This window comes from Algibacter miyuki (assembly GCF_030409805.1).
GTDB classification, from domain to species: Bacteria; Bacteroidota; Bacteroidia; order Flavobacteriales; family Flavobacteriaceae; genus Algibacter; species Algibacter miyuki.
Map to the genome: position 1 here is coordinate 753,220 of NZ_JAUFQP010000013.1, position 14,976 is coordinate 768,195.

General features: G+C 34.6%; 5 protein-coding genes. 4 read left to right on the forward strand and 1 reads right to left on the reverse strand.

The window, feature by feature from the left end; all coding sequences use genetic code 11:
- Window positions 1-12: 12 nt before the first annotated feature.
- On the reverse strand, window positions 13-4,134 hold the full coding sequence (locus QWY92_RS15475) for a hybrid sensor histidine kinase/response regulator transcription factor (RefSeq protein ID WP_290272859.1): 4,122 nt from the start codon (window positions 4,132-4,134) through the stop codon (window positions 13-15).
- Between the two features lie 291 nt (window positions 4,135-4,425).
- On the opposite strand from QWY92_RS15475, the gene QWY92_RS15480 reads away from it, so the two are divergent.
- The 4 genes from QWY92_RS15480 (at window position 4,426) to QWY92_RS15495 (ending at window position 14,886) form a co-directional block, all read left to right on the forward strand.
- A complete protein-coding gene (locus QWY92_RS15480) occupies window positions 4,426-5,898 on the forward strand; it encodes an arylsulfatase (protein ID WP_290272861.1) in 1,473 nt (490 codons plus the stop codon).
- 85 nt (window positions 5,899-5,983) lie between these two features.
- The gene (locus tag QWY92_RS15485) at window positions 5,984-8,560 is read left to right on the forward strand and encodes a fibronectin type III domain-containing protein (protein ID WP_290272862.1); all 2,577 of its coding nucleotides are present in this window, start codon (window positions 5,984-5,986) and stop codon (window positions 8,558-8,560) included.
- 18 nt (window positions 8,561-8,578) lie between these two features.
- Window positions 8,579-11,725, forward strand: a complete 3,147-nt coding sequence (lacZ, locus tag QWY92_RS15490) for a beta-galactosidase, LacZ type (protein ID WP_290272865.1) — start codon at window positions 8,579-8,581, stop codon at window positions 11,723-11,725.
- Between the two features lie 65 nt (window positions 11,726-11,790).
- The gene (locus QWY92_RS15495; protein WP_290272867.1) at window positions 11,791-14,886 is read left to right on the forward strand and encodes a glycoside hydrolase family 2 TIM barrel-domain containing protein; all 3,096 of its coding nucleotides are present in this window, start codon (window positions 11,791-11,793) and stop codon (window positions 14,884-14,886) included.
- Window positions 14,887-14,976 lie beyond the last annotated feature (90 nt).

The following is a 14,976-nucleotide window of genomic DNA, read 5'->3' on the forward strand; positions in this document are numbered from 1 at the left end:
AAAAGATAGTTTCTAAATATCTTCTTTATTACCCTCAACATTTTCTGATGTTTTATTTTGTTTGGCGAATGCTGTTGGGCTTATACCATACTCTTTATTAAAGCATTTGCTGAAATATTTTTGGTTGTTAAAACCTGTCATGTACGCTACTTCCGAGATGTACATTTTATCTTGTTTTAGTAATTGGGCAGCACGTTTTAGTTTTATGGTTTTTATAAAATTCACAGGTGTATCATTCAAAATTTGCTGTACTTTACGGTAAAGATTTGCTCTACTCATGCCGATTTCCGAAGCTAGAAATTCTACATTTAGGATGTTATTATTGAGGTTGTCTTCTATAATTTTAATGAGTTTTTTAATGAATTTCTCATCGTTAGAATCGACTTCAACATCCACAGGAGCGGTAGTAATTAGTTTGCTATATTTTTCTTTTAAATCGTGTCTGGTTTTAAATGTGTTTTTTATTTTCCATTTTAAAAACTCTAAACTGAATGGTTTTTCTATATAATCGTTTGCTCCTAAACTTAAGCATTCAATTTTAGATTCTTCAGAGTTTTTTGCCGTGAGCATAAAAATAGGAATATTGTTAAATATAGGGTTCTTCTTAATGCGTTTTAGCATAGAAATACCATCTTCAATAGGCATTAAAATATCGCTAACAATAAGATCTGGTTTTTCTTTTAAGGCCATATTGTAACCATCTACTCCGTTAATGGCTTCAATAACATTAAAGTCTGGTTTTAGTTCAGACACGACCATTTGCCTTAAATCATCACTATCTTCAACAATAAGGATTTTTGATTTTTTAGGTTGGTTGGCTTCATTTGCTGTGAATTCCGAAGATACTTCTTCTATAACTTGATACTCGGAGTTTTTAATGAAATTTCTTTTTAATGGTGTACCTGTTTCGCTACGTTCGTGTTTAGAATATTGGTTTTTAGAAATAGGCAGGTAAAAAGTGAATTCGGTAAAAACATGCTCTTCACTTTCAACAGTAATGGTGCCGTGGTGCCGTTCAATAAGTTTTTGCACAAGTTCCATGCCTATACCAGTGCCAGGAATTTGGTTGCGTTGCGATTTGGTTGCTTGATAATAGCGGTCGAAAATATACTCTAAATCTTTTTGAGGAATTCCAATGCCATTATCGCGAACGCTACATTTAATGTGTTTTCCCTCTAGTTTATGTTTTCCAATTAGTGTGTTTGTTGGTTTTATAAGATCTAAAGATATTGTTATTTCTCCATGTTCTTTAGTGTATTTAAAAGCGTTAGAAAGGAGGTTGAAAAGTATTTTTTCTAATAAATCTACATCATACCAACCTTTTATTTGTTTGGTTTTTGGAACGAAATGATAGTTGATGCTGTAAATTTTAGCAAAATCATTAAAAGCATTCTTAATGGTGGTGATATCCTGAACAATGTCGTTTTTAGAAATTTTAAGTTTAAATTTTCCTTCGTCAAATTTACGAATATCCATAATTTGATTAATTAGTCGATGCATTCTCAGGGTATTATTATAAATGCGTTGACTGGTTAAAGGGCTTAGTGTGAATTTTTTTTCTTTTACTACCTTTTCAATGGTTCCTAATATTAAGGATAGCGGTGTGCGTAATTCGTGAGAAATGTCTGTAAAAAATATCATTTTCATTCTATTCAGTTCGTTGTCCTTTTCTCGGCTGATGGTTTCTTTTACTAAGTTTTTCTTTAATAAATACCAACGCCTAATTAATATAGAACTAATATATAGTATGAGTATGGCGAGCAAAATATAGGTTAAAATAGCCCAAGTACTTTTCCAAATAGGGGGCTCTATGGTAAAGGTGACTTCCGAAGGGGTTTCATTCCAAACGCCATCGCTATTTGCGCTTTTAACCATAAAGGTGTATGTGCCTGGAGAGAGGTCGTTATAGTTGGCATTTCGGTTAAATGCATTGGTGTAAATCCAGTAATTATTTAAACCCTTTAGTTGATAAGCGTATTGGTTTTTGTTGGGAGCTGTTAAATCTAAGGATGAGAAATTTACAGAGATATTGTTTTGGTTATAAGGTAATACAATGGGAGAACCAGAGTTTATATTAAACGTATGGGCGCTGTTAAAGTTATTGTTTGCCGTTTCTCCAAGTGTAGAAAAACTAGTTATTACTGTATTCGGGAGTATGTTTTGAGGTATTAATTTATTGGTGTGTACGCTATAAAATCCATCAGAACAACCAAAATATAATATGTTTTTTTCTGGATTGGCGCTGCTGGAGTTAAATACAAACTGATTTTCATTAATGCCATCTTCTACACCAAACGGGATGAATTTTTGTGTTTTTGTGTTGAACATGGTTAAGCCATCTCGTGTGCTCATCCATAAGTTACCCTTAAAATCGGCTTCAATGGCTGATATAATTTTAGGACTATAAGAGTTGGTTTCTTTAAAGTTTTTAAACTGATCGAGTTCTTTTTGGTACATATTTAAACCGCCACCACGCGTACCTACCCAAATATTTCCGGTTTCATCTTCGTGCAGACTTAAAATGGCATTTGCTGTAAGTCCGTTTTCTTTAGTGGGCAAATAATGCTTAAAACGCTCATTTGTTAAATCGATAACATATAAGCCTTCTCCACGTGTACCAATCCATAGTTTGTTTTCTTTTGTTAATAAAAACGTAGAGGTGTGGTGGTGTTTTAAGTTCTCTAGTACTTGTTTTTTAAATTCCGAAAAGGGCTGGCTGTCATTTATAATATCGATACCACCGCTCCATAACGCAACCCATAATTCATTTTTACTAATAGGAGTTATGTGTTTTATAGCAAATTCGTAAGTTTTAATTTTAGTTAAATCTAAAGAAGTATCACCAGGTTGGTAGTTTTTAGATTGGTATAAACTTAATTTATTCGCAATAAAAAGATCGTTGTTTTCGTAAGTTTTAGCAATAAAATGTACGTCGTTAAAAGGTGTTTTAATTTTAGTAGACACTTTTGTTGTTGGGTTGAAATAATATATGCCATTTAAAGCACCAACTAAAAGATTATCCTTATTTAAGCTATTTATATCAAAGGTTAAACTGTTGTTTTTTGAAACCTGATTGTATTCAAAAAGCGATGTTCTACCTAGGTATTTGTTAACTCCTTTATGCGATCCAATCCATAGATTGCCATAACTATCAAATAATGTTGAACTGATGTGGTTGTTTGGTAGATATTCATCATTCTTATCTTTTGAATAATAATTAAAGTGATAGCTGTTATCGAGTCTTGTGGCTTTGATAAGGCCTGTTGTAGATCCAATCCACAAGTCGTTTGTTTTATCATCTAAGGTAGTGGTGGTAAGGTTAGATGCTATTGAAAAGGACTCATTAATATTGGGATAACTTTCTAATATTTCTAGGTTATGGTCCGATTTGTTGTAACCTAAAATATATAAATCCTTTTGACTTATAGCTAATAGCTTGTTGTTATCAAATAACTTGATGTCAATAATATTGTATGAAAAATTTGTAGTAGAAATAGAGTAGTCTTTATTTAAAATAGAAATGCCTTTGTTGGATGCAATCCAAAATCTATTAAACGAATCTTCAACCAATGCATTAATATTTTGGTTGCGGGTATTATATAAGTTTTTTAGAGGTTTAGAGGTGTAAAGTGTTGGTAAATCGGTTTGACTAATAGCTTCTAAAGCAGGAATTTTTAATAAACCAATACTTCGTAAACTTACCCATATATCACCGTTACTAGTTTTTTGTTTTACAACCGTTCTAATGTTTTTAAGCAATCCCTTAAATGTGTTTTTCTTTCTATCATAATGAATTAAAAAACTCTCACTTCCAATCCATAAATTATTAAAATCGTCTTCAATTATAGATGTTATACTGTTATTTGGGAGCGATTCATTGTCGAAAACATCGTATTGATAGGTGGTTAAATTATGCCCATCATATTTATATAAACCAGAATTACTACCAATCCATAAATAGCCATAACTATCCATAAATAAAACATTAACCTTTTTGTTAAAAAGTACGCCGTGAATATCTAACTCATGAAAATCGGTAGTATTTAACTGAGCAAAACAAGCTGTTGAATAAAACCAAAAGAGTAATAAAACCAAGAAAGACTTAAAAATGGATATCGGGTTGTTTTGTTTCATATATGCAAATAGAGTAAAAATGTTGAATGTATGATTATTTAGAGATATTATCACAATTTACGCAACTTTTCATTCTTTGTCAGCTTTTTATAAGCACATTGATGGTGGTTTATGTTTTAATTAAGGGGTGTTAATGTTGCATATTGCCCTGTTTTACTTGTTTCGCATAGGTTGCAACATTTGTGATATGCTTTTAATAAAAACATTTTTTAATTAATGGGTATATTTGAAAGTGTTAAAGCAATTTTTAGTGGTTTTGCTGAAAATAGATAAAAAGTTAAATGTATTAAGATGAAAAAAGGTATTCAAATTTTATTTTCTGCGGTGTTAATAGCATGTGTGTTTTCATGTGGGCAATCGAAATCTAAAACGGTAGACGATGCTACTATCACAGATGAAACTGAAAAAAAACCAAATATAATTTATATCCTGGCTGATGATTTAGGCTATGGTGATTTAAGTAGTTTCGGTCAAGAAAAATTTAAAACGCCACATATTGATAAATTAGCGTCACAAGGTTTAGTGTTTACACAACACTATTCAGGAAACACTGTATGTGCGCCATCACGTTCTGCTTTATTAACAGGAATGCACACAGGGCATACGCCGGTGAGAGGAAATAAAGAAGTATTACCAGAAGGACAATACCCAATTCCAGATGATACATATACTATGGCAGAAGCACTTAAAGAAGGTGGTTATGTTACCGGTGCTTTTGGTAAATGGGGATTAGGTTATCCAGGCTCAGAAGGCGATCCAAACAATCAAGGTTTCGATGTTTTTTATGGTTACAATTGCCAACGTTTAGGGCATAATTATTATCCGTATCATTTATGGTCTAATCAAGATTCTATTGTTTTAACAGGAAATGCAGGACATAAAAAAGAACAGTATGCGCCTGTATTAATTCAAGAAAAAGCCCTTGAGTTTTTAGAAACCTATAAGGATAGCACGTTCTTTATGTATGTGCCAACTATTATTCCGCATGCCGAATTGGTAGCTCCAGAAGAAGTTTTGGCCAAATACAGAGGTAAATATGCGCCTGAAAAAGTATATGAAGGTACAGATGATGGCCCCGAATATAGATTAGGGCACTATGAATCTCAAACAGAATCTCATGCTGCTTTTGTGGCCATGATTGAAATTATGGACAGCCAAGTTGGCGAAATCATGGATAAAGTAAAAGCTTTAGGTATTGAAGATAATACCATTATCGTATTTACTTCGGATAATGGCCCGCATACAGAAGGTGGAGCCGATCCTAAATATTTTAATAGTAACGGACCATTGAGAGGCGTTAAAAGAGATTTATACGAAGGCGGAATTCGTGTGCCTATGATGATAAAATGGCCTGGGAAAATTAAGCCAGGGACTAAAACAGAATTAGTTTCAGCATTTTGGGATGTATTACCAACATTTTCTGAAATTGCAGATATTCCTGTGCCAGAAAACTTAGATGGTATTTCGTTTTTACCAACTTTATTAGATAATGCTTCGGAACAAAAACAACACGAATATTTATATTGGGAATTCCATGAACGTGGAGGTCGTCAAGCGATTAGAAAAGGAAAATGGAAAGCAGTAAAATATAAAGTGCTTAAGAACCCAAATGCACCATTTGAGTTATACGATTTATCAGTTGATGAAGGGGAACAAAATAACGTAGCTAAAGAAAACCCTGAGGTTATAAAAGATATGGAGCGTATTTTAAAGGAAGCTAGAACACCATCTGATGTGTTTACATTCGATCAGGTTTCATTTTAATCATTGCTTTGTTTTTTCAATAAAAAAATATAAAAATTTAATTAGCGATTTAACTTTAGTTATGGCTTTTAAAAAAATAAAAATCATGTCATTGGTTTTAGCGGTTTGCATTTTGCAAACCGCTTCAATGTATGCTCAAAAAATAGAGTATATTAACGTTGATACCACTAATGGGCATGCCATAAAAAATGGAGCTAGTGGTTTTAATGTGCGTATCGCCGATAAAGTATGGAGTTATACACATCCTGATTTTGTGGCTTCAGTAAAAGAGCTAAAACCAGGCTGGTTACGTTATTTTTCAGGCACGATGGGTGATGCTTTTAGTAGTGCAACCGGGCAGTACGATTTGGATTATATTGCCATGTTCGACCATCAGAAACCGTTTTTGAAAGGACATCGTTTTGTGGAAGTTAAAGGGCCGCATCGCATTACCGATTTATACCATTTGTTAAGTGAAATCAACGGAAAACTAGTGGTGACCATTAATGCATTTTCGGAAACTCCAGAAATGGTTACTGAATTAGCACGCTTCTGCAAGAACAATAATATAAAAGTAGAAACCTGGCAATTTTGCAACGAACCTTATTTTTATGTGCCAAATAGAAATAGGTATTGGTGGAATGACGGTTATGATTATGCTGCAAAAATGCAACCTTACGCCGAGGCTATTCAGCACGTATTACCAGACGCTAAATTAGCGTTGAATTACACTTGGGATGGCGTTTGGACGTTTATGAAAGAAATTAATAAGTTTCAAAAAACAAATGGTGCTTATTGGAACACGTTCTCTAAGCATTCTTACGCTCCACATACCGGAAAAAAAGAAACGTTGGATCAGGCATACAAACGTGCCAATACAAAGTTGTTAGAAGCAACAAGTCCGGCGGCAATGTCGGAAATTGAAGATTATACTTGGAAAGATGTACCAATGATTATCACCGAATTTGGCGTTTGGAATAGTCCGTTAAACGGTATTTATTCGGGTATTTACAATGTAGAATACATTATGCGCCAGTTGCAGCACACAAATACCACTTATGTTGCGGCACACGAGGTAAGTAATAAGTTTGTGCCTTTGGTTAATAAAAATAATTTGCTAGAAGCAGCCTTTAAAAACAATCAACAAATAGATACAGATACTATTGTTACCGGAATTCATAGAGATATTGAAGGGAAAACTTTAAAAATATATCACGAGGCGACGAATAACTCAAATTTCTTATATAAAACGGATATCTCAAAAATGGTTCAGGTACCCGGTTTAAAAAACACAACGGCTAATGGCATGTTTGTGCAAACATACAAGGGAAATAACGGTTTTAATTATTTGGTAATAACTAATAGAAGCGGGGAATCTAATCAATTTCAAGTGAAGGTGAATGGCGAATCGTTAAATGAAACATTATATACAAGTTACATTGCTGCCGATGTTTTAAAAACAAGAAATCCGGATATTCAGGAAACAGAATTTAAAAACGGACTAATTACAGTGCGGCCTTTTAGTGTTTCTGTAAGTAAATGGAAAACTAATTCTAGTGCTTTAACAAAGCCCACGATATACAAAGCTAGTATTGAACAATCGGGTGTGAAATTACAATGGGGGTCAGTTAGTATGGCAACGTCTTACAAAGTGTTTTATGGCACCGAAGCTTCAAGCTTAGATCAATCGGTTGTTGTAAAAAATAAAAATGAGGTTCTAATTGAAGATGTTCAGTTTGGAAAATCTTATTATTTTAAAATTCAAGCGTTAAATGATGCTATTGAAAGTCCGATATCGGAACTGGTTTCAGTAAGTTTCAGTAAACCTGAAAAGCCAGAAATATTCAAGGTTTCAAGACGTGATGATACCGTAACGCTTTTTTGGAAAAGTGTTGCAAATGCCAAAGGTTACACCATAAATTATAGAAACGAGAACGGAAAACAAGTAAGTATAGATGCCGATAATGTTTTCGGTTATCGTTTGGAAGGCTTTAAGGATGAAACAGATTATCAATTTACAGTTTCAGCCTACAATGGTCTGGGTAGCGGCGAAGCTTCCGATAAGGAAAATGTTAGAGTATCATCAAAAGTACCATATAGTCCAAGAAATATTTCTGCCATAAAGCAGTCAGAAAATACTATTGAAGTAAAGTGGCACAGTCAAGAAAATGTGTCAAAAGAAACGAGTTATAACGTTTATCGAGGAGACAAACTTCATGAGTTTACAAAAATTGCAACAGCTGTAAAAGACACGATTTTTGTAGATCGTAATATTTCAAATGGAAAACAATATTACTACACCGTAAAAGGATTAACCGATGCAGGAGAAAGTAACTTTTATCCAAATATTGCGACAGCTTTTTCGGCAGAAAGCAATGGTAAAATCACTATTCAGGTAGTTGAAACAAAGGAAGACGGTTATTTAGTTAAGGTCAAATTGAATAAAATTCAAATAAGTTCAAAGGATGCTATTGGTATCATAATCAATAATGTATCTTACTTGAATGTTGAGGATATTAAAATTGAAGGTACACGCCGACCGGATGAAAATAAACAGTTTCAGGCTTTTATTCCGCTTTCAAAAGTAAAAACAAACTCAAATTATACTATTAAAGCATTTATTACAACACAAGGGAAAACGCTTGAAAGTGCCTTGGTAAATCAATACATTACATCAAAATAACAACTAATCAATTACAAAATGAAAAAGTATTTAATTCTTATCATCGCTGTTATTGCCTTCATGTCATGTGAACAAGCAGAAACAAGGCCTGTTTATACGGCTGAAAAATGGGAAAATCCAGAATGGGAAAACCCAGAAATATTTCAAATAAATAGAGAAGAGCCAACAGCGTCATTCTATAAATATAGCAATGAAACAGAGGCATTGAAAAATGCATCTTGGGAAAACTCAGGGTTATATCAATCATTAAATGGTGTTTGGAAATTTTACTATGCCGATAGTGTGCAAGCACGTCCAACCGAATTCTACAAAGAAAATTTCGATGTAAAACAATGGGATACTTTAACAGTACCATCAAATTGGGAAGTAAAAGGACATGGTATTCCGGTGTATACCAACAGAACATATATGTTCCCTCCAAATCCACCATTAATTCCGCATAATTTAAATAGTAATGGTAGTTACAAAAGAGATTTTGAAGTTTCAGAAGATTGGGACGGTAAAGATATTTACTTGCATTTTGCAGGTGTTAGTGGCGCTATGTATGTGTGGTTAAACGGTGAAATGGTAGGTTATAATGAAGGTAGCAAAACGGCTGCCGAATTTAAAATTACCGATTTAGTGAAAGCTGGAAAAAATAGCTTAGCAGTGCAGGTTTTACGTTGGTCGGATGCTAGTTATATGGAAGATCAAGATTTCTGGAGATTAAGTGGTATTGAGCGCGATGTGTATTTATATGCTAGTGATAAAGTAACGCTTCGTGATTTTAGAGTCACATCAGATTTAGAAAATAATTTTCAAGATGGTGTGTTTAAAGTCGCTTTAAAAGTTGATAATAATACTGCGGAAGCGGTAGAAAAAGCGGTTAAAATTCAGTTGTTAGATGGCGATAAAGAAATTTATGCCGATTCTAAATCTGTAGCTTTAAAAGGGGGAAGAAATGAAGTGAGTTTTGAAAAAATAATTCCAAATGTAAAAACTTGGAATGCTGAATCACCTAATTTATATATCCTATTGTTAACAGTTAATGGTGAATCTACAGCTATTAAAGTTGGTTTTAGAAATATTGAAATTAAAAACAATCAGTTTTTAGTTAATGGTATGCCTGTTTTGCTGAAAGGAGCAAACTTACATGACCATAGCGAAACTGAAGGACACGTTGTTTCCGAAGCTTTAACATTGAAAGATTTAGAAGTGATGAAATTGAATAACTTAAATGCTATTCGTTGTAGCCACTACCCTAAAAACCCGCATTTCTACAGATTATGCGATTTATATGGTTTTTATGTTATCGATGAAGCAAATATTGAAACGCATGGTATGGGGACAACTAACCAGGGGTTAAACAATAACAAAAAAGATCAAGCGGTTCATCCAGCGTACTTGCCAGAGTGGAAAGCGATGCATATGGACAGAACGGTGCGCATGTTTGAACGCGACAAAAATTATCCTTCTATTGTAACATGGTCTTTAGGAAATGAGGCAGGAAACGGTGAAAACTTTTTTGCAACATACAAATGGTTAAAAGAGCAAGATAGCACCAGACCAACGCAGTATGAAGGGGCTACGCAATATTCTAATACCGATATTCAAGCGCCTATGTATTGGACGATTGATCGAATGGTTAAGTATGCTGAAAATAATCCAACACGTCCGTTAATTCAATGTGAATACGCACATGCTATGGGTAATAGTGTTGGTAATTTACAAGATTATTGGGATGTTATTGAAAAATACGACATCATGCAAGGTGGTTTTATTTGGGACTGGGTAGATCAAGGTATCCTTACAGAAAACGAAGATGGCGAAGCATTTTGGGCTTACGGAGGCGATTTGGGAGCAGGACATTTACATAATGATAAAAACTTCTGTTTAAACGGTATTGTTAATCCAGATAGAACGGCGCATCCTGCTTTATATGAAGTTAAAAAAGTATATCAATACATTAAGTTTAAAGCTGTAAATGCTAAAAAAGGTCAGTTTGAAATTAAAAACATCTATGATTTTACAAACTTAAACACGTTAGATTTTTCTTATACAGTACTTAAAAATGGTGAAGAAATAGCAAATGGAGCATTACCTGTTTTAGATGTAGCGCCTTATACATCAACTACTGTAAACATTGATTTACCAAAGCTTGATGATGCGACTGCAGATTATCATGTTAATATTTATGCGAAAACAAAAACAGCAACCGATTTAGTGCCAAGTGGACATGTAGCAGCTTACGAGCAGCTAGAAGTTCAAGAAGGAGAATCAACTTTTGGAATACATAAATCTTCCGAAGAACTTATGGTTGGAGAAGATGCTGAAAAAATACTAATTTCTAATAAAGGCATAAAAGTGGCTTTCAATAAAACCACTGGTGTTTTAAGCGAATTAGATTACGGTAATGGAAACATCATTTTAAAAGGTATCCAAGCTAATTTCTGGCGTCCAACAACAGATAATGATTATGGCTTTAAAATGCCTAAGAAAATGGGGGTTTGGAAAGACGCTACTAAAAATCAGGAATTTGTAGATATTAAGCAAAGCAAAGATGATTCTGGTAATGTTTTGGTTACTGCAAATTACAAATTAGCCTCTGTTAAAGGCGCTTTACAAATGGTTTATACTATAAATGCTGAAGGCGCTATTTTAGTAAACACTAAAATTTCTGGTATCAATAGTGAATTGCCAATACTACCAAGGTTTGGTAACAACTTGATTATTGATAATGAATTTAGCAATGTAGCTTGGTTTGGTAGAGGGCCTCACGAAAATTATCAAGATAGAAATACATCGGCATTAGTTGGCTTATATAAAGCATCGGTTAGCGATTTATACTTCCCATATATTCGTCCGCAAGAAAATGGTTATAAAACCGATACGCGTTGGATCACATTTACAAACGCATCTGGTAACGGTATAAAAGTAACAGCGGAAGATTTGGTGTCTTTCAGTGCGCATCATCAATATAATGATGATTTTGATTCAGGAGATGATAAAACGCAACGTCACACCACGGATATTGAAACAAGAGATTTAGTAAACATCAATATCGATTACAAACAAATGGGTGTTGGTGGCGATACAAGTTGGGGTAGAATGCCACATAAAGCGTATCAAATTGAAGCCGATAACTTGAGCTATAGTTATTTAATTGAAGCTGTAAAAGCGGAATAATAAAAAAAGAAATTACATGCGCGCTTTTTTTATTAAAGGCGCGCATTTTAAATATTTGAAATAATATGCCGAAACAGGTTGAGAGTTTTAAAATAAATAAAGTATTTACCGTCCTTTTTGGCTTGCTATGCTTGTGTATAGTAAGTTGTGAACAAGGCGGTACTGCTATAGAAACACGCTTACGTACTAGCTTTGATGCCGATTGGAAGTTTATCCAAGAGAACGTTAAAGGTGCCGAGGTGGTCGATTTTAATGATGCAAATTGGAAAACCATAAACGTTCCACACGATTGGAGTATCGAAGGGGAATACCATGAAAGCAACCCTATGGGGGCGCAAGCGGGGTATTTACCGGCCGGTTTTGGTTGGTATAGAAAAACTATTGATGTACCCAACTCGTGGAAAGGTAAACAGGTTGAAATTGCTTTCGATGGTGTGTTTATGAATAGCACAGTTTGGGCTAATGGCGTAAAATTAGGCAACCGTCCTTATGGTTGGGTGTCTTTCGCTTACGATATTAGTGAAATTGCCGAAAATGCTAATCAAATTACATTTGCAGTGCATGTGGATAATGAGAAGCAACCTGCGGCACGTTGGTACACCGGTAGTGGTATTTATGCCCACACTTGGATTGATGTTAAAAACAAAACGAACATTGCTCGCGATGGTATTTTTATAACAACAGAAGGCGAACAGGTGTTTATTGAAACGGAATTTTCTCCGGAAAATGATAATGTCAAAAACGCCGTATTGGTAAACTCTATCGTTGATAATAATGGGGTAATTGTAACGTCTTCTGAAGAAAAAATTGATAATCTTAGTGCTACAGCTAAAACCGAATTATCACTTTCTAAACCAAATCTTTGGTCTACCGAAACGCCTTATTTATACACTCTGAAAAGTGAATTATTGGTGAATGATAAATTAGTTGACGTTGTGGAAACTAAATTTGGTGTTCGTGATATTGAATGGATTGCCGAAACGGGAATGTGGATTAATGGTGAAAATGTAAAGCTTCAAGGCGTTTGTAATCATCAAGATGCCGGGGCTTTAGGTGCTGCGGTGCCTGATAAAATTTTACGTTTCAGAATTCAGCAATTAAAAAACATGGGCGTAAATGCCATTAGAACATCGCACAATCCGCAAACGCCTATATTTTATGAGCTTTGTGATGAAATGGGGATGTTAGTCATGGACGAAATTTTTGATGGATGGATGAAAAAAGCCAAAAACGATTATGGTGCACACTTTTTTGATCAGTGGTGGAAGAAAGATTTAACCGATTGGATTAAGCGTGATAGAAACCATCCGTCTATAGTAATATATAGTGTTGGTAATGAAACCCGTGGGGCTATTGCTAAAGATTTAGTAGCAGAATGTAATCTCCTAGATCCAACAAGACCTGTAACATCTGGACATTCAGGATCTGATTTTATGAATGTTTTAGGTGTAAACGGAAGTAGTGAAAAGCAAGGTTATTTAGAAAACTTAACTGAAAAACAAAAAGGAAAAGTTTTTATAGGAACAGAAAATACACATACTTGGCAAGTTCGCGGTTTTTACCGAACAAAAACATGGTTTAGAGATGGCTATCCTAATAAAAATCAGAGACCATACGAGCTTCCAGATTTAACGGAAGAAGAAGTCTTTACTCACGATTGGGTAGATGAATTAGATAGAAAAAATAGAAAGCAAATATTTAACTCAAGTTATGATAATGCTACGGTACGTGTGTCTTCTAGATTAAACATCGAACAACTTCGTGATATTCCGGCCTATGCAGGATCGTTCCGTTGGACGGGGTACGATTATATCGGCGAAGCCGGTTATGTGCACGGTGGTTGGCCTTTTAAAGCGTTTATGGGTGGTGCAATTGATTTAGCTAACTTTGAAAAAGACTTATTTTACTTATATCAAAGTCAATGGACAAGCGAGCCTATGGTGCACGTTTTACCACACTGGACACATCCAAAGGTCGCTTTAGGAACCGAAATTCCGGTTTGGGTATATTCTAATTGTGACGAAGTGGAATTGTTTTTTAATAACACATCATTAGGGAAATTAAAACCTGGAACAGCTTGGGATGAAATGCAATGCCAATGGATGGTAAAATGGCAACCAGGAACTTTAAAAGCTGTAGGTTATAAGGCAGGAAAAGTAGTTTCAGAAGAAATTGTACAAACCGCGGCACAACCTTCAAAAATACAATTATCTATTGATGGTGAACCACTTGGGAACATTAGCCAAGATATTGTACAGGTGCGCGTTTCTACTACCGATAGTTTAGGTGTTTTTTACCCTTACGGGGAAAACAGAACGTTCTTTAATATTTTGGGTGCTGGTAAAATTAAAGCGCTAGACAACGGTAGTCCTGTTGATGTAGAGCAGCATGTTGGTCCAAATCACAGAACAGCATTTTATGGCCTAACTCGTGCTTATATTGAATCTACAGACGAAACGGGTGCTATTAATTTGATGGCAAGCTGTATTTTAGGAGAGAAAAAACAAATTACATCCAACGTGGTGAGTATTGATACCGAAATTATTAATTTAAGAGGACATCAAATAGATCCTAAAATTGAAGTTTTCTATACGATAAACGGCGATACCCCGACAATAGAATCTACTAAATATCAAAATAGTTTTAAAATTGAAAAGGAAGCTACCGTTAAAGCATTAATTGTTGTTGATGGTGTTGAAAAGCAAGTCTTAGAAGAACGTTTTGGTGAAAAGGAAGGTTTTACTTGGAATAAGAGTACCGGCAATCAAGAACAAATAGGAGAGCAGGCCGAAGAAGCAACGCTTAGCCAAGCTAAAATTATGTCTAAAGGCGCCAACTTTAAAGGAAAAGGCTATGTAAGCATGGATAAGGTTAAAGGCGCTTCAATCTCTTGGTATCAAGAAAATGATGGTGGTGCAGGCGAAGTGGACTTATATGTACGTTATAGCGCCAAATTTAAAGAGGTAGCGGGTACTTATATTAAAGTTAGTGTGAACGGGAAAGTGGTTAATGCGAAGTTGTTTCTAGCGAATTCTTCAAACTGGGCAACAGCTTGGAGCAAAGTTAAATTACCAATTCAAATAGATCGTGGTGCTAATACTATAAAAATTGAAACCCTAGAAGATCGGGGTGTACTAATTGATGAGATTATTATCAATTAAGAGTTTCATATCAATTCAACGAAAAAGGGTCAAGGTTTTTAATTAAATCTTGACCCTTTTTTTCTTTATATGGTTTGGGAATTATATGCT